Consider the following 16,296-nt stretch of genomic DNA (forward strand, 5'->3'; position numbering starts at 1 on the left):
AAAAAACCGGGCTATTGCCCGGTTTTTAAGCCCTACGTAAGAAATCAGTGAGCCGCTTCCGGCTTGTGCTTCGCTGCACTCTGGAAATCGTACGTCAGTTCGTTCTTCGCCTGGTCCAGCGCCACGGTCACCTGGCCGCCGTCCACCAGCGAGCCAAACAGCAGCTCGTTCGCCAGCGGTTTCTTCAGGTTGTCCTGAATCACACGCGCCATCGGACGGGCCCCCATCGCACGGTCGTAGCCTTTCTCGGCCAGCCAGTTGCGGGCCTCCTGGCTTACTTCCAGCGACACGCCTTTCTGATCCAGCTGAACCTGCAGCTCGACGATGAACTTGTCCACGACCTGATGGATCACCTCGGTAGAGAGGTGATCGAACCAGATAATGTTGTCCAGACGGTTACGGAACTCCGGCGTGAAGATCTTCTTGATCTCCTCCATCGCATCGGTGCTGTTGTCCTGGTGGATCAGGCCGATGGATTTACGCTCGGTTTCACGCACCCCGGCGTTGGTGGTCATCACCAGCACCACGTTACGGAAGTCCGCTTTGCGCCCGTTGTTGTCGGTCAGCGTCCCGTTGTCCATCACCTGCAGCAGGATGTTGAACACGTCCGGGTGCGCTTTCTCGATTTCATCGAGCAGCAGTACCGCGTGCGGATGCTTGATCACCGCGTCGGTGAGCAGGCCGCCCTGGTCAAAGCCCACGTAGCCCGGAGGCGCACCAATCAAACGGCTGACGGTGTGACGCTCCATATACTCGGACATATCAAAGCGCAGCAGCTCAATGCCCAGCGCTTTGGAGAGCTGAACCGTCACCTCGGTTTTCCCCACGCCGGTCGGACCGGCGAACAGGAAGGAACCGACAGGCTTGTGGTCATGCCCCAGTCCGGCACGGGCCATCTTGATCGCTTCGGTTAAGGCCTCAATGGCTTTATCCTGACCAAAGACCAGCATTTTCAGGCGATTGCCGAGGGTGCGCAGCGTGTCGCGGTCGCTCTGAGAGACGCTCTTCTCAGGGATACGCGCGATGCGGGCCACCACGGACTCAATATCCGCCACGTTAACGGTTTTCTTACGCTTGCTGGCCGGCATCAGGCGCGCACGCGCCCCAGCCTCATCAATCACGTCAATCGCCTTATCCGGCAGATGACGGTCGTTGATGTATTTCACCGCCAGCTCCACCGCCGCACGCACCGCTTTCGCGGTGTAACGCACGTCGTGGTGCGCTTCATACTTCGGCTTCAGGCCGTTGATGATCTGCACCGTTTCCTCGACGGACGGTTCGGTCACGTCGATTTTCTGGAAGCGGCGCGCCAGCGCGCGGTCTTTCTCAAAGATGTTGCTGAACTCCTGGTAGGTGGTGGAGCCAATCACGCGGATCTTGCCGCTGGAGAGCAGCGGTTTGATCAGGTTAGCCGCATCCACCTGGCCACCGGAGGCCGCCCCTGCGCCGATGATGGTGTGGATTTCATCGATAAACAGGATGCTGTTGGTGTCCTGCTCCAGCTGTTTTAACAGCGCCTTGAAGCGTTTTTCAAAATCACCACGGTATTTGGTGCCCGCCAGCAGCGAGCCGATGTCCAGCGAGTAGATGGTGCAGTCGGCAATCACTTCCGGTACGTCGCCCTGCACAATGCGCCAGGCAAGGCCTTCGGCAATCGCGGTTTTACCCACGCCAGATTCCCCCACCAGCAGCGGGTTGTTCTTGCGGCGACGGCACAGCACCTGGATCGCGCGCTCCAGCTCTTTATCGCGACCAATCAGCGGGTCGATACCGCCAACGCGAGCAAGCTGGTTAAGGTTGGTGGTGAAGTTTTCCATACGATCCTCCCCGCCTGCTTGCTCTTCATTGTTATTGACCTGATTGCTGGAATCCGATGCCTGGTTAGGCTCGTCTTTGCGCGTTCCGTGAGAGATAAAGTTAACCACATCGAGGCGGCTGACTTCGTGTTTGCGCAGCAGATAGGCAGCCTGTGACTCCTGCTCGCTGAAGATGGCGACTAAGACGTTTGCGCCAGTCACTTCACTACGTCCGGAAGACTGGACGTGGAATACCGCGCGCTGCAGCACGCGCTGGAAGCTGAGCGTCGGCTGCGTGTCGCGCTCCTCTTCACTGGCAGGCAGCACCGGTGTGGTTTGTTCGATGAAGGCTTCGAGTTCCTGACGTAGCGCCACCAGATCCACGGAGCAGGCTTCCAGCGCTTCGCGGGCAGATGGGTTGCTAAGCAGTGCGAGCAGTAAATGCTCGACGGTCATAAACTCATGTCGGTGCTCACGCGCTCTGGCGAAAGCCATGTTTAAACTGAGTTCCAGTTCTTGATTGAGCATAGGCACCTCCCCCAATTTTATGCCTTATCAGGCCTTTTCCAGCGTACACAGCAACGGATGCTCGTTCTCCCTCGCATAGTCGTTCACCATCGCCACTTTGGTTTCCGCCACTTCGGCTGTGAAGATGCCGCAGATAGCTTTGCCACGATAATGAACGGTAAGCATCAGTTGCGTTGCACGTTCTACATCATAAGAAAAGAACTTTTGTAGCACGTCAATAACAAATTCCATCGGCGTGTAATCATCGTTCATTAACATAACTTTATACATAGATGGCGGTTTTAGCGCGTCACGCACTTTGTCTTCCGCCAGCTGGTCAAAATCCAGCCAGTCGTTGGTCTTACCCATTTTGCATAACCACTTTGAATCTACCTCAGATGTTAGATAACAATCATCTATTACTGTCATCCGCGATGTCTGTCACAAACTGTTGCAATAGCGTTAACTGCTTCAAACTTTGGTTGATTATTGTTCCATCTCCAGCGCCAAACGCTTGACGACGTCTTTCGTTTCTCTAAATTGTACAAGCGTGAGATGGCGAGGTTTTGAACAGCCCCCACTCCACCACCGGTTCATTCCATCTTAACTTATAAGATTTACGAAGGATGTCGAAGCATGGAAATGGGTACTGTTAAGTGGTTCAACAACGCCAAAGGGTTTGGCTTCATCTGCCCCGAAGGCGGCGGCGAGGATATCTTCGCTCACTATTCCACCATTCAGATGGATGGTTACAGAACGCTCAAAGCCGGGCAGTCCGTCCGGTTCGATGTCCACCAGGGACCAAAAGGCAATCATGCAAGCCTTATCGTCCCCATTGAAGCAGAGACGGTTGCATAGCTCTCTGTTTTATTGTGTACATCCCGCAGTCAAAATGCCAGCCCGATCGGCTGGCATTTTTATTTTCGGGTTATTCCCGAGCCAGCGCATCCACCGGATCCAGCCGCGCCGCGTTGCGGGCGGGCAACCAGCCAAACAAAATGCCGGTAAAGGTTGAACACAAGAATGCGGTAATAATGGCCACCGGCGAGAAGCCAATCTCCCAGCCGGGTAAAAAGAGCTGGAGCGCGAAGGCGATCATCATCGAGAGCGCAATCCCCATCGCACCGCCGACCAGACACACCAGCACGGCTTCAATCAAAAACTGCTGCAGCACGTCGCTGGCTCTGGCCCCGACCGCCATGCGGATGCCAATCTCCCGGGTACGCTCGGTTACCGACACCAGCATGATGTTCATCACCCCGATACCGCCGACGACCAGCGAAATCACCGCCACCAGCGTGAGGAACAGCTGAAGAGTACGTGTGGTCTTTTCTGCCGTTTTCAAGAGGCCGTCCATATTCCAGGTGAAGAAATCTTTCTTCCCGTGGCGCAGGGTGAGCAGCCGCTCAAGCTGCTGCTCGGCCATGGCGCTGTCGTAGCCCTCCTTCACGCGCACGGTGATGGAGTTGAGCCAGGACTGGCCCATAATCCGCCCGGAGATGGTGGTGTACGGCAGCCAGACGCGCAGGATCTTGCTGCTGCCAAACATCGACTGCTTCTCTTCCGCCACGCCGATGACCGTGGCAGGCATGTTGCCGACCAGGATCACTTCGCCCACCACGTTGGCTTTATTGGGGAAGAGCTGCCTGCGCGAGTTTGCATCCAGCACCACTACCTGCGCCCTGCCCGCCAGCTGTTCGGCGTTAAAGGTGGCGCCTTCGCTGAAGGTCATACCGTAGACGTTGAAATAATCCCCGCTGACGCCGTTCGCGCTGGCCGCCACGTCAACATTGCCCACGCGCAGGCGCAGGTTCTGCGAAACCGCAGGCGTGGCGGAGTTGACCCACGGCTGCTTCTGAATGGCCGCCAGATCGTCGTATTTCAGCGCCTGCTGATACTGCGGCTCGTCGTCACCAAAGTCTTTGCCGGGATAGACGTCAATGGTGTTGGTCCCGATTGCGCGGATATCGGCCAGCACCAGCTGCTTGGCCGCGTCGCCCACCACCACAATCGACACCACCGAGGCGATACCGATGATAATGCCGAGCATGGTCAGCAGGGTACGCATTTTATTGGCCGCCATCGCCAGCCAGGCCATGGTCAATGCTTCACGAAAGCCGCTGGAAAATTGCCCCCATCCGGTTGATGCCGGAAGCACTTCTTTCGGCGCCGCAGCCCTGGACTCACGCGGCGGCGGGTTGCTGACCAGCTCGCCGTCGTGGATCTCAATGATTCGCTCCGCCTGCGCCGCCACCTGCGGATCGTGGGTCACGATAATGACCGTATGCCCCTGATCGCGAAGCTGGTGGAGGATCGCCATCACCTCTTCGCCGGAATGGCTGTCGAGCGCCCCGGTTGGCTCATCCGCGAGGATCACCTGCCCACCGTTCATCAGGGCACGGGCAATACTCACGCGCTGCTGCTGGCCGCCGGACAGCTGCGAGGGCTGATACTCCACCCGCTCCGCCAGCCCCAGGCGCGTCAGCAGCATCTGCGCGCGCTCGAGGCGTTTTTTCCGCTCGACGCCCGCATAGACCGCCGGAACTTCTACGTTCTGAGCGGCATTGAGGTGAGAAAGCAGATGGTAACGCTGGAAGATAAAGCCGAAGTGCTCCCGACGCAGCTTCGCCAGCGCGTCGCCGTCCAGCGTTGAGACGTCCGTCCCGGCCACGCGGTACGTGCCGCTGGTTGGTTTATCCAGGCAGCCGAGAATGTTCATCAGCGTCGATTTACCGGAGCCCGATGCCCCGACAATCGCCACCATCTCGCCCGCCTCCACCCGAAGGGAGATGCCTTTTAGCACCTCCACCGGGCCATCGCCCGACGGATAGCTGCGGCGAATGTCTTTCAGCTCAAGCAATGCCGTCATTTCGCGGCTCCGGGCAGGCTTTCGCTGATGACAACCTCCTCACCCTCTTCCAGTCCTTTCACCACCACCACGTCGGTGTCGTTGCGCGCGCCAATCACCACTTCGCGCTCGCGCGTTTCGCCGTTGCGCAGCACTTTCACTTTATAGCGGCTATCACCGGCGGACTCACCCAGCGCGGAGAGGGGAATGGTCAGCACGTTCTTCACGCCAGTCAGCTGGATATGCACCTGCGCGGTCATGTCGAGACGCAGCACGCCCTGCGGGTTCGGCACTTCAAAACGGGCATAGTAGAAGATGGCGTCGTTAACCTTTTCCGGCGTCGGGAGAATGTCTTTCAGCACGCCTTCGTAGCGCGTCTGCGGATCGCCCAGCACCGTAAACCAGGCATTCTGCCCCGGCCTGAGATGGATAACGTCCGCCTCCGAGACCTGGGCTTTGACCAGCATGGTGCTCATGTCCGCCAGCGTCAGAATGTTGGGCGCCTGCTGCGCGGCAATCACCGTCTGCCCCTGCAGCGTGGTAATTTGCGTCACTTCCCCGGCCATCGGCGCAACGATTTTGGTGTAGTCGAGGTTGGTTTTCGCCGTATCCAGCGAGGCCTGGTTGCGTTTGATTTGCGCGTCAATCGTGCCAATCTGCGCCTGCTTCACCGCCAGTTCCGTGGTGGCCGTATCTAAATCCTGCTGCGAGATCGCCTGGGTTTTGGCCAGCGCCTGCTGACGGGTCAGCGTCACCTGGGCCAGGTTACGCTCTGCCTGCGCCTGCGCGCGCTGCGCGCGCAGCTCCATCAGCGTGGCTTCCACCTCGCGGATCTGGTTCTCGGCCTGTTCAGGATCGATCACGCCGAGCAGCTGGCCTTTTTTTACCTTATCGCCAATCTCAACCGACAGCGTTTTCAGCTGACCGCTGACCTGTGCGCCAACGTCAACCTTGCGCAGGGCATCAAGTTTGCCCGTCGCGAGGACGTTTTGTTGCAGTTCGCCCGGACGAACAATCAGCGTCTGATACTGCGGCACCGGCGCATTCAGCACCTGCCATAGCCAGTACCCACCGGCTAACACCACGACCGCCAGCAGCAGAAACAGCGTTCTGCGTTTTCCCTTGAGGTTCATAAATATTCCAAATAAATGTTCTGGCAATGATAAATGCTGATTCTATCTAAACGACTCCTCAACGAAACCCCTGTTCTCCGAAATCGTCACAATTTGTTTACGAGACGTTGAACGTTCGCCTGCTGAAATAGAAATCTTCATCAAGAAGCAGGATCTAACATGTCTTCCATCGTCGATACACCTTTTTCAAACCTGCCACAGCCTGCATCGGGTTGGCAGCTCTTCAGTCATCTGGCTTCCGGTAAGCTCACGCCAGGGCTGGCGTGGCAAAACCCAGCCTATCGACGTAAATTCATGCTACGTTCGCTGGCGACGCCTGTAAGTACCGCTCGCCTGTTGACGAGCCTTGCAAAACAGCCGAGCCTGATGCAAATGCTGCAGGTGCAGCCAGGACTGCCGTGCCGTCTGCATCGCCCCTGGCTGACGGTGAATATGGATCGCCAGCAGGCCCTTGAGTCCCTTAACTGGCACTATCAAACGATGAGCCGCCATATGCCGGCATCGCTGCTCTCGGGCTATCTGTCGAAAAAGGGCTTCACGCTGCTCACCTTAACCGGTAAAGATGAAGAGCCATTTACCGTCCGCCTGTGCGCCGATGCGTTTCTGGATAAAGAAGGGGAAGCCACCCTCGCCTTCTGCGACCATCAGAATACGGTGCTGGCCGAGATGACCTTCACCCTGTGCCAGTTTGAGGGAAAATCGACGCTGTTTATCGGCGGCCTGCAGGGCGCAAAAGCCCACGTTCCCCATGAGCTGATCCAGGGTGCGACGAAGGCCTGCCATGGTCTGTTCCCAAAACGTCTGCTGGTCGAAGCTGCCATGACTCTCGGCACCGCCTTCCCGGTAGAACAGATTGTCGCCGTCAGTAACGACACCCATATTTATCGCAGCTGGCGCTACCGCAAGAAAAAAGAGGGGAAACTGTTGGCCGATTACGACAGTTTCTGGATCTCCATCGGCGGCGAAAAGCAGGATAGCGGCAACTTCATGCTGCCCCTCGTCATGCCGCGTAAACCGATGGAAGAGATTGCGAGCAAAAAACGCTCCGAATATCGCCGCCGCTACGCGCTGCTGGACAGCCTGATTCAGCAGGTGAACCAGGCGACTCAACGTTAATCCGCTCTCCCGCGTGCCAGCCACAGCACGCGGGAAAACATCTTCCGCAGCAGGGTCGGCACCGCCTCCACGCCCCGTCTCCCCGCTTCCGTCGCCACTTCAATGGCTAAATCCGGTTTTGAAGAACGATGAATAGCTTTGGCGATCACGCGCCGCATGTTCATCGGGACATCGACCGGCACCATGGCAATTCGGTGGAATACGTCGTCGAACCCCTGACGATACATAAAGTGTTCCATGTCCATGGCGGGCAGCATGGTTAAATGGTCGCGCTCTTCCTCGCGCTCGTTATTCAGCAGGCTACGCACGGTCGAGGCATATTTTTTGCCCGCCTCATCACCGTCGACCAGAACGTGCCACTCGATCCCCATCCGGCGGGCAAATTTTATCAGCGGCTTGAGTCCCGACTGGGCAAATTCAATCACCTTGATGCCTTCCGCATCAAAATGGTGGCCGCACTGGCGCGCCAGTTCGTTGATGACCCAGGTTTCCGTCTCTCCTTCCACCAGCAGCCAGCAGCGGGCAAAGAGCGACGACGCGCGGTTAAAGCGAATATGAAACGCGATGCGCCGCCCGTCTTCCGCGTTCAATCCACCCGGACCTAACCGGTAGGCGGAGACGCGGGAAGATTCACGCACCAGACGACAGACGTGCTCGACCGGCGTCAGCGATAATAATTCACCGGAATTGGTGGTCGTAACGCGCTGGAGCGGCAGCAGGTTCAGCAGATGCCATGCCACGGAGAGCATGATGGGATGAAGGCGCGTTTCCGGGTCTTCCACCAGCAGCAGCGGCCTGGCGTCCCGGTCAAGACGAACGGTGCCTTTGGCCTGCAGAAGCGTTGAAAACAGACCCAGCAAAATCACCCGATGGGTACGACCGCCGGGCCGGTCGATCATCCGGTTAATGATATCGAGGTAGCGCCAGCTGCGCTGTTCGTCATGAGAGCGGCGGCGCATCAGGCGATGGCGCGACTCCGACGTTCCCTGCTCGGAAAAATAGTGCTCCAGCAGCTGTACCATTGCGGACAACCCCTGACGAATTTGACCGTCGGTCAGATTCTGCGGACGCGACACCAGCTCTCTCGCCAGAAAATCCAGCTCGCGGGCGGTGACTTCCACTTCCGGCATATTCGGTACAGTACCGTTACGAATGCGCCGCATAAAACGCGCGTCGCGCAGGCGCAGCACCGGCGTCAGGCGGATCAGATGGCGGGCCAGATCGTCGATATTGTCCAGCGGGATCGGGCTGGCCTTCTCATCAAGAAAATCACGCAGGGTCAGCACGCCCTCGTTTTCCGCCATCTCCCCTTCCAGCCGGTAGAATATCCGGTGGAAACCGTCATCGCACGGTACCCAGCAGGGTGACAGCGGGCGGAAGCGACGCACCCGATGGCGCCCGGGTTCGGATTCGCGGAACGTCAGGATGATATGCAGGTGCTTCTCGCGCCCCGTCACGTCGCCGGGGGGGAACCAGAAATCGTCGCGAACGAAGTGATAAAGATCGTCTTCGGGCGAAAGCAGTAACGTCAGCGCATCCAGCAGGCTGGACTTACCCCAGGCGTTCTCGCCGATCAGGACGTTGTTCTGTTCCAGCTGCAGCGACAGGCGGTTAATACCGCGAAACCCGACAATTTCCACACGTTCGAGAAGCATAAATCCCCCGCGCAATGTTCACTTTTTCCTTTAAGTTATCAGCAGTATAGCGGGAGGCGCCCTGTCACGACAGCACAACATTCACCCTGACGAGAATTGGTCTATGCTCTATTTACCGCTGATTTGAACAAGGATTGACATCACATTGCCTTAAATCAAATTAATCGAATTTATTTAAGTGGCGAAGGGGTGTTATTGGTTTCTAAAATACGGACTCTTTGAGTCGTCATCCCTTTATGGCGATATATCCCGCGCGCGGGAAAGCGTGCGGAAAATTATTTGAGGTGGTTATGTTTAGAAAATTGGCAGCAGAATGCTTTGGTACATTCTGGCTGGTATTTGGTGGCTGCGGTAGCGCCGTTCTGGCAGCAGCATTCCCGGAATTAGGTATCGGTTTTGTCGGCGTCGCGCTGGCATTTGGTTTAACCGTATTAACCATGGCCTTTGCCGTGGGGCATATTTCCGGCGGTCATTTTAACCCGGCAGTGACATTAGGTTTATGGGCCGGCGGTCGTTTTCCGGCGAAAGAGGTAATTGGTTATATTGTCGCTCAGGTGGTGGGCGGTATTATCGCAGCGGGCGTTCTGTACGTCATTGCCAGCGGTAAAGCTGGCTTCGACGCGGCGGCCAGCGGCTTCGCCTCTAACGGCTTCGGCGAGCATTCTCCGGGCGGTTATTCCATGCTGTCTGCCATCGTGATTGAAATTGTGCTGACCGCAGGTTTCCTGCTGGTGATCCACGGCGCAACCGATAAACACGCGCCAGCCGGTTTCGCGCCGATTGCCATTGGTCTGGCACTGACGCTTATCCACCTGATCTCCATTCCGGTCACCAACACCTCCGTTAACCCGGCACGCAGCACCGCCGTCGCCATCTTCCAGGGCGGCTGGGCGCTTGAGCAGCTCTGGCTGTTCTGGGTGATGCCGATTATCGGCGGTATCCTGGGTGGCGTGCTGTACCGCACCCTGCTGGAAAAACGCGATTAATTGCGCGCGGTGTCGGGTGGCGCTAACGCTTACCCGACCCACGTGAGTGTGCACTTGTAGGCCGGGTAAGGCGCAGCCGCCACCCGGCTTTTTTATTGCCGCTTTACTGAACAGTCTTTATTGGGTAGTGTCTCTGGCGCTCAACAGATACTCAAAAGGACCGGCTGTTCATGTTTTCAGGACTCCTCATTATTCTGCTGCCCCTGATTGCGGGCTATCTCATCCCGCTGCACAGAGAATCCGCATTACGGCTTATCAACCGTTTTCTCAGCTGGATTGTTTACGTCATTCTTTTCTTTATGGGGATCAGCCTGGCCTTCCTGGATAATCTGGCGACGAATCTGCTTTCCATCCTGCATTATTCTGTGGTCACCGTGGTGGTTATTTTGCTGTGTAATATCGCCGCATTATTCTGGCTTGAGCGCACCGTTCCGTGGAAAAACCATCATCATCAGGAAAAACTGCCTTCCCGAATTGCGATGGCGCTAGAATCATTAAAACTGTGCGGCGTCGTGGTGCTCGGTTTTCTTCTTGGGCTGACCGGCTGGGCATTTTTACAGCACGCGACAGAGGCCAGTGAATATACGCTAATTTTCCTGCTGTTCCTGATCGGTATCCAGCTGCGAAATAATGGCATGACGCTGAAGCAAATTGTTTTAAACCGTCGGGGAATGATGGTTGCGGTCATTGTGGTCGCCAGTTCCATGGTGGCGGGCGTGATTAACGCTTTTATTCTCGACCTGCCGCTGAAAACCGGCCTCGCGATGGCGTCAGGCTTTGGCTGGTATTCCCTCTCCGGTATCCTGCTGACCGAATCCTTTGGTCCGGTCATCGGCAGTGCTGCCTTCTTTAACGATCTGGCGCGTGAGCTGCTCGCCATTATGCTGATCCCGGGGCTGGTTCGCCGCAGCCGCTCTACCGCGCTGGGCCTGTGCGGCGCGACGTCGATGGACTTTACCCTGCCAGTGTTACAACGCTCTGGCGGGCTGGAGATGGTGCCCGCCGCCATCGTTCACGGCTTTATTTTAAGCCTGCTGGTTCCGGTTCTGATGGCCGTCTTCTCGGCCTGATACCTCTTTGGCGGTAGGGTGCCTGCCGCCAAAATTGCGCTAAATCAATCTCCCTCTATTTTGTAGCAGAAAGCCCTTTTCTCCGTTCTGGCACAGGCATAATCTTAAACATGTATATCAAATATAACTTTAACAGGTGTGATTATGTTTTGTGTGCAATGTGAACAAACCATCCGTACGCCGGCAGGCAATGGCTGCTCTTACGCACAGGGTATGTGCGGCAAAACCGCAGAAACATCTGACCTTCAGGACCTGCTGATTGCCGCCCTGCAAGGCCTTTCCGCATGGGCGTTTAAAGCCCGCGAATATGGCATCATCGACCACTACGTCGACAGCTTCGCCCCGCGCGCCTTCTTCTCCACGCTGACCAACGTTAACTTCGACTCTCCGCGCATTGTTGGCTATGCCCGCGAAGCCATTGCCCTGCGTGAAGCGCTGAAGGCGCAGTGCATGAAGGCGGATGCTAACGCCCGCGTGGAAAACCCGATGTCTGACCTTCAGCTGGTGAGCGACGATCTGGGCGAGCTACAGCGTCAGGCGGCAGAATTCACCCCAAACAAAGACAAAGCAGCGATTGGCGACAACATTCTCGGCCTGCGCCTGCTGTGCCTGTACGGCCTGAAAGGCGCTGCGGCCTATATGGAACACGCGCACGTGCTCGGTCAGTACGATAACGACATCTACGCCCAGTACCATAAAATCATGGCGTGGCTGGGCACCTGGCCTGCCGATATGAACGCGCTGCTGGAATGCTCAATGGAAATCGGCCAGATGAACTTCCGCGTGATGAGCATTCTGGACGCGGGTGAAACCGGCACCTACGGCCACCCGACGCCGACGCAGGTCAACGTCAAAGCGACCGAGGGCAAATGCATCCTGATCTCCGGTCATGACCTGAAAGATCTCTACAACCTGCTGAAGCAAACCGAAGGCACCGGCGTTAATGTCTATACCCACGGTGAAATGCTGCCAGCGCACGGCTATCCGGAGCTGCGTAAATTCAAGCACCTGATCGGTAACTACGGCAGCGGCTGGCAGAACCAGCAGGTGGAATTTGCCCGCTTCCCCGGTCCTATCGTGATGACCTCTAACTGCATCATCGACCCGACCGTGGGCGCGTATGACGACCGCATCTGGACCCGCAGCATCGTCGGCTGGCCGGGCGTGAGCCATCTTGAAGGTGACGATTTCGGACCGGTGATAGCGCAAGCGCAGCAGATGGCAGGCTTCCCGTACAGTGAGATCCCGCATCTGATCACCGTCGGCTTCGGTCGTGAAACCCTGCTCGGTGCCGCCGATTCGCTGATCGATCTCGTCAGCCGCGAAAAGCTGCGCCACATCTTCCTCGTCGGCGGCTGCGACGGCGCGCGCGGCGAGCGTAACTACTTCACCGATTTCGCCACCCGCGTGCCGGAAGACTGCCTGATCCTGACCCTGGCGTGCGGTAAATACCGTTTCAACAAGCTGGACTTCGGCAACATCGAAGGCCTGCCGCGCCTGATCGATGCGGGCCAGTGTAACGATGCTTACTCGGCCATTATTCTGGCGGTCACGCTGGCGGAAAAACTGGGCTGCGGCGTCAACGATCTGCCGCTCTCCCTGGTGCTCTCCTGGTTTGAGCAGAAAGCGATTGTCATCCTGCTGACCCTGCTCTCTCTGGGCGTGACCAACATCGTGACCGGCCCGACAGCGCCTGGCTTCCTGACGCCGGACCTGCTGGCCGTGCTGAACGAGAAATTCGGCCTGCGTTCCGTGACCAACGTTGAAGACGATATGAAGCAGCTGCTGAGCGCGTAAGGAGTAATTTATGACCATGCCAACCTCACAATGCCCGTGGCGGATGCAGGTGCATCACATCCATCAGGAGACGCCGGATGTGTGGACGCTGTCGCTGCTGTGCCACGACTACTATCCGTACCGAGCAGGTCAGTATGCGCTGGTTAGCGTTCGCCATTCGGCGGACACCCTGCGCGCCTACACCCTCTCCTCCACGCCGGGCGTCAGCGAATACATCACGCTCACCGTCCGCCGCATTGATGACGGTGCCGGCTCTCAGTGGCTGACCCGTGACGTGAAGCGCGGAGATTACATCTGGCTCTCCGACGCCCAGGGGGATTTCACCTGTGACGACAAAGCGGACGATAAATTCCTGCTGCTGGCGGCGGGCTGTGGCGTGACGCCGATTATGTCGATGCGCCGCTGGCTGGCAAAAAACCGCCCGCAGGCCGACGTGCAGGTGATCTTCAGCGTGCGCTCTCCGGACGATGTCATTTTTGCCGAGGAGTGGCGTGATTATTCGGTGACGCTGGTGGCTGAGCACAACGCGACGCACGGTTTTGTGCCCGGTCGCCTGAGCCGCGAGCTGCTGCAAAGCGTGCCGGATATCGCGAACCGCACCGTGATGACCTGCGGCCCGGCGCCGTACATGGATATCGTCGAGAAAGAGGTGAAAGCGCTCGGCGTGACCCGTTTCTTCAAAGAGCAGTTCTTCACGCCGGTGGCGGAAGCGGCAACCAGCGGGATTCAGTTCACCAAACTGCAGCCTGCGCAGACCTTCTTTGGCCGCGTGGGCACGACGCTGCTGGAGGCGCTGGAAAGCAACAACGTGCCGGTGGCGGCGGCCTGTCGTGCCGGGGTGTGCGGCTGCTGTAAAACAAAGGTGGTTTCCGGGGAGTACACCGTCACCAGCACCATGACGCTGTCCGACGCGGAAATTGCCGAGGGTTACGTGCTGGCATGCTCTTGCCATCCGCAGGGCGATCTGGTCCTCGCATAAACAATAAACGCTCGTTCGTAGGCCCGGTAAGCGTCAGCGCCACCGGGCTTTTTTGCCGGGTGGCACTGCGTTTACCCGGCCTACCCCCCCCTACCGCCACGCAGGTGCTTTCCCCAGCGCAAACCGCCCTGCCCCTAAAAACGCCACCGCCAGCGAGCCGATAAAGAAGTACACCAGGCTTTCAATCGCCCATGCGCCGACCTTGTCGAGCGCGAATGTCTCATCCAATCCCACCATCAGCCACGCCACGATCATCGTAAATGCCAGCACCAGCGCGGCCGGGCGCGTAAAGAGCCCGACAATAATCAGGATCGGCGCCACCACTTCGCCAATCAACACGCCGTAGGCAATAAACCCCGGCAGCCCTTTCTCCACCAGCATGCCGCTGATAAAGCCCACCCCACCAAACAGCTTATGCAAACCGTGAAAGAGCATCAGCCCGCCGACGGCAAGTCGTAACAAGAGTTTGCCGAGATCGTCGCACGATAGCTTTTCATTAACAGCAATTAACAATGATTTAACCATTTGAAATGATTCCTGTTTTCACTGAGGTATCACCAGATTATGCCGAAGCGTTGCGCGTGAAAAGCACCTTTTAATTGGGGGGATCTGACGGGCAATACGGAGACTTTCTTCTAAGCTTGTAAGCGTTATCACAAAAAGGAGACGGACAACCATGAAACAAACCGTGGCTGCATATATAGCGAAAACGCTCGAACAGGCTGGCGTAAAACGTATCTGGGGCGTCACCGGCGATTCCCTGAACGGACTCAGCGACAGCCTCAACAAGATGAAGACCATCGAATGGATGCCGACCCGCCATGAAGAGGTTGCCGCGTTCGCCGCAGGTGCTGAAGCACAGCTTACGGGTGAGCTGGCCGTCTGCGCCGGATCCTGCGGGCCGGGTAACCTGCACCTGATCAACGGCCTCTTCGACTGCCACCGCAATCACGTGCCGGTGCTGGCGATTGCCGCCCACATCCCCTCGTCCGAAATCGGCAGCGGTTATTTTCAGGAGACGCATCCGCAGGAGCTGTTCCGTGAATGCAGCCACTATTGCGAACTGGTTTCATCCCCGGAGCAGATCCCGCAGGTTCTGGCGATCGCCATTCGCAAGGCCGTGCTGAATCGCGGCGTGTCCGTGGTCGTTATCCCGGGCGACGTGGCGCTCAAGGCCGCGCCGGAAGGAGCCAGCACCCACTGGTATCACGCGCCGCAGCCGGTGGTGACGCCAGCCGAGGAGGAGCTGAAAAAGCTGGCGCAGCTGCTGCGTTACGCCAGCAATATCGCCCTGATGTGCGGCAGCGGCTGCGCGGGCGCGCATAAAGAGCTGCTGGAATTTGCCGGAAAGCTGAAAGCACCGATCGTCCACGCCCTGCGCGGCAAAGAGCACGTCGAATACGATAACCCCTACGATGTAGGCATGACCGGTCTGATCGGTTTTTCCAGTGGCTTCCACACCATGATGAACGCCGACACGCTGATTCTGCTCGGCACCCAGTTCCCGTACCGCGCGTTTTACCCGACGGATGCCAAAATCATTCAGATTGATATCAACCCGGCCAGCATCGGCGCGCACAGCAAGGTCGATATGGCGCTGGTGGGCGACATCAAATCCACCCTTGCCGCCCTGCTGCCGCTGCTGGAAGAGAAAACGGACCGCAAATTCCTTGATAAAGCATTGAGCGACTATCGCGATGCCCGCAAGGGTCTGGACGACCTGGCCAAACCGAGCGACAAAGCCATTCACCCGCAGTATCTGGCGCAGCAGATCAGCCATTTCGCAGACGAAGACGCCATTTTTACCTGCGACGTCGGCACGCCAACCGTCTGGGCGGCACGCTACCTGAAAATGAACGGCAAACGCCGACTGCTCGGCTCGTTCAACCACGGCTCGATGGCTAACGCCATGCCTCAGGCGCTGGGCGCAAAAGCGACAGCGCCGGAGCGTCAGGTGGTGGCGATGTGCGGCGACGGCGGGTTCAGCATGCTGATGGGTGATTTCCTGTCGGTGGTGCAGATGAAGCTTCCGCTGAAAATCGTGGTCTTCAACAACAGCGTGCTGGGCTTCGTGGCGATGGAGATGAAGGCCGGCGGCTATCTGACGGACGGCACCGAGCTGCACGACACCAACTTTGCCCGCATCGCCGAGGCCTGCGGCATCACCGGCATCCGCGTGGAGAAAGCGTCCGAGGTGGATGAAGCCCTGCAGCGCGCCTTCTCCATCGACGGTCCGGTGCTGGTGGACGTGGTCGTCGCCAAAGAGGAGCTGGCGATCCCGCCGCAGATCAAGCTGGAGCAGGCCAAGGGCTTTAGCCTGTACATGCTGCGCGCCATCATCAGCGGGCGCGGTGACGAGGTGATCGAACTGGCAAAAACCAACTGGCTCAGGTAAAACATCTGGCATCG

13 protein-coding genes are annotated in these 16,296 nt (G+C 57.8%); 7 read left to right on the forward strand and 6 right to left on the reverse strand.

Features of this window, described 5'->3' with window-relative positions; translation table 11 throughout:
• Positions 1-44: 44 nt before the first annotated feature.
• On the reverse strand, positions 45-2,324 hold the full coding sequence (clpA, locus tag B498_RS17730) for an ATP-dependent Clp protease ATP-binding subunit ClpA (RefSeq protein WP_008499992.1): 2,280 nt from the start codon (positions 2,322-2,324) through the stop codon (positions 45-47).
• 27 nt (positions 2,325-2,351) lie between these two features.
• A complete protein-coding gene (clpS, locus tag B498_RS17725) occupies positions 2,352-2,672 on the reverse strand; it encodes an ATP-dependent Clp protease adapter ClpS (protein WP_006174393.1) in 321 nt (106 codons plus the stop codon).
• Between the two features lie 267 nt (positions 2,673-2,939).
• Between clpS and cspD the strand changes: the two genes are divergently transcribed.
• Positions 2,940-3,161 carry a cold shock-like protein CspD gene (gene cspD, locus B498_RS17720; RefSeq protein WP_008499993.1) on the forward strand — a complete coding sequence of 74 codons (222 nt, stop codon included), beginning with the start codon at positions 2,940-2,942 and terminating at the stop codon, positions 3,159-3,161.
• Positions 3,162-3,231: 70 nt separating this feature from the next.
• Here cspD and macB read toward each other — a convergent pair whose 3' ends face one another.
• Both macB and macA read right to left on the reverse strand, forming a co-directional pair.
• Complete coding sequence (macB, locus tag B498_RS17715; protein ID WP_008499994.1) at positions 3,232-5,172, reverse strand: macrolide ABC transporter ATP-binding protein/permease MacB; 1,941 nt, start codon at positions 5,170-5,172, stop codon at positions 3,232-3,234.
• Positions 5,169-6,284 (reverse strand): macrolide transporter subunit MacA, encoded by a 1,116-nt coding sequence (macA, locus tag B498_RS17710; RefSeq protein WP_008499995.1) that lies wholly within the window; start codon positions 6,282-6,284, stop codon positions 5,169-5,171. Before macA ends, macB begins: the two co-directional genes overlap by 4 nt.
• Before the next feature lie 159 nt (positions 6,285-6,443).
• On the opposite strand from macA, the gene B498_RS17705 reads away from it, so the two are divergent.
• Entirely contained in the window at positions 6,444-7,400 is a 957-nt protein-coding gene (locus B498_RS17705; protein ID WP_008499996.1) for a VirK/YbjX family protein, read from the forward strand.
• On the opposite strand, the gene B498_RS17700 is transcribed toward B498_RS17705, so the two are convergent.
• Complete coding sequence (locus tag B498_RS17700) at positions 7,397-9,055, reverse strand: ATP-dependent endonuclease (RefSeq protein ID WP_008499997.1); 1,659 nt, start codon at positions 9,053-9,055, stop codon at positions 7,397-7,399. The two genes, B498_RS17705 and B498_RS17700, sit on opposite strands and share 4 nt — an antisense overlap.
• A 290-nt stretch (positions 9,056-9,345) precedes the next feature.
• Here B498_RS17700 and aqpZ point away from each other — a divergent pair, with 290 nt between their 5' ends.
• The 4 genes from aqpZ (at position 9,346) to hcr (ending at position 13,887) form a co-directional block, all read left to right on the forward strand.
• Entirely contained in the window at positions 9,346-10,041 is a 696-nt protein-coding gene (gene aqpZ / locus B498_RS17695; RefSeq protein ID WP_008499998.1) for an aquaporin Z, read from the forward strand.
• Between the two features lie 170 nt (positions 10,042-10,211).
• Complete coding sequence (locus B498_RS17690) at positions 10,212-11,111, forward strand: lysine exporter LysO family protein (protein WP_008499999.1); 900 nt, start codon at positions 10,212-10,214, stop codon at positions 11,109-11,111.
• Positions 11,112-11,255: 144 nt separating this feature from the next.
• Positions 11,256-12,908 (forward strand): hydroxylamine reductase, encoded by a 1,653-nt coding sequence (gene hcp, locus B498_RS17685; protein ID WP_008500000.1) that lies wholly within the window; start codon positions 11,256-11,258, stop codon positions 12,906-12,908.
• A gap of 10 nt (positions 12,909-12,918) precedes the next feature.
• Complete coding sequence (gene hcr / locus B498_RS17680) at positions 12,919-13,887, forward strand: NADH oxidoreductase (protein ID WP_008500001.1); 969 nt, start codon at positions 12,919-12,921, stop codon at positions 13,885-13,887.
• A 90-nt stretch (positions 13,888-13,977) separates the two neighbouring features.
• On the opposite strand, the gene B498_RS17675 is transcribed toward hcr, so the two are convergent.
• Positions 13,978-14,412: a DoxX family protein gene (locus tag B498_RS17675; RefSeq protein ID WP_008500002.1), complete on the reverse strand. Its 435-nt coding sequence runs from the start codon at positions 14,410-14,412 to the stop codon at positions 13,978-13,980.
• 151 nt (positions 14,413-14,563) lie between these two features.
• Here B498_RS17675 and poxB point away from each other — a divergent pair, with 151 nt between their 5' ends.
• On the forward strand, positions 14,564-16,282 hold the full coding sequence (poxB, locus tag B498_RS17670) for a ubiquinone-dependent pyruvate dehydrogenase (RefSeq protein WP_008500003.1): 1,719 nt from the start codon (positions 14,564-14,566) through the stop codon (positions 16,280-16,282).
• Positions 16,283-16,296: the final 14 nt, after the last annotated feature.

Origin of the sequence: Enterobacter sp. SST3, assembly GCF_000286655.1 — a bacterium.
GTDB lineage: Bacteria > Pseudomonadota > Gammaproteobacteria > Enterobacterales > Enterobacteriaceae > Enterobacter > Enterobacter roggenkampii.

Coding starts and splice junctions, on each gene's coding strand:
- macA (WP_008499995.1), bottom strand. CDS start 6,284: ATGAACCTCAAGGGAAAACGCAGAACGCTGTTTCTGCTGCTGGCGGTC.
- macB (WP_008499994.1), bottom strand. CDS start 5,172: ATGACGGCATTGCTTGAGCTGAAAGACATTCGCCGCAGCTATCCGTCG.
- B498_RS17690 (WP_008499999.1), top strand. CDS start 10,212: ATGTTTTCAGGACTCCTCATTATTCTGCTGCCCCTGATTGCGGGCTAT.
- poxB (WP_008500003.1), top strand. CDS start 14,564: ATGAAACAAACCGTGGCTGCATATATAGCGAAAACGCTCGAACAGGCT.
- B498_RS17705 (WP_008499996.1), top strand. CDS start 6,444: ATGTCTTCCATCGTCGATACACCTTTTTCAAACCTGCCACAGCCTGCA.
- clpS (WP_006174393.1), bottom strand. CDS start 2,672: ATGGGTAAGACCAACGACTGGCTGGATTTTGACCAGCTGGCGGAAGAC.
- clpA (WP_008499992.1), bottom strand. CDS start 2,324: ATGCTCAATCAAGAACTGGAACTCAGTTTAAACATGGCTTTCGCCAGA.
- hcr (WP_008500001.1), top strand. CDS start 12,919: ATGACCATGCCAACCTCACAATGCCCGTGGCGGATGCAGGTGCATCAC.
- aqpZ (WP_008499998.1), top strand. CDS start 9,346: ATGTTTAGAAAATTGGCAGCAGAATGCTTTGGTACATTCTGGCTGGTA.
- B498_RS17700 (WP_008499997.1), bottom strand. CDS start 9,055: ATGCTTCTCGAACGTGTGGAAATTGTCGGGTTTCGCGGTATTAACCGC.
- B498_RS17675 (WP_008500002.1), bottom strand. CDS start 14,412: ATGGTTAAATCATTGTTAATTGCTGTTAATGAAAAGCTATCGTGCGAC.
- hcp (WP_008500000.1), top strand. CDS start 11,256: ATGTTTTGTGTGCAATGTGAACAAACCATCCGTACGCCGGCAGGCAAT.
- cspD (WP_008499993.1), top strand. CDS start 2,940: ATGGAAATGGGTACTGTTAAGTGGTTCAACAACGCCAAAGGGTTTGGC.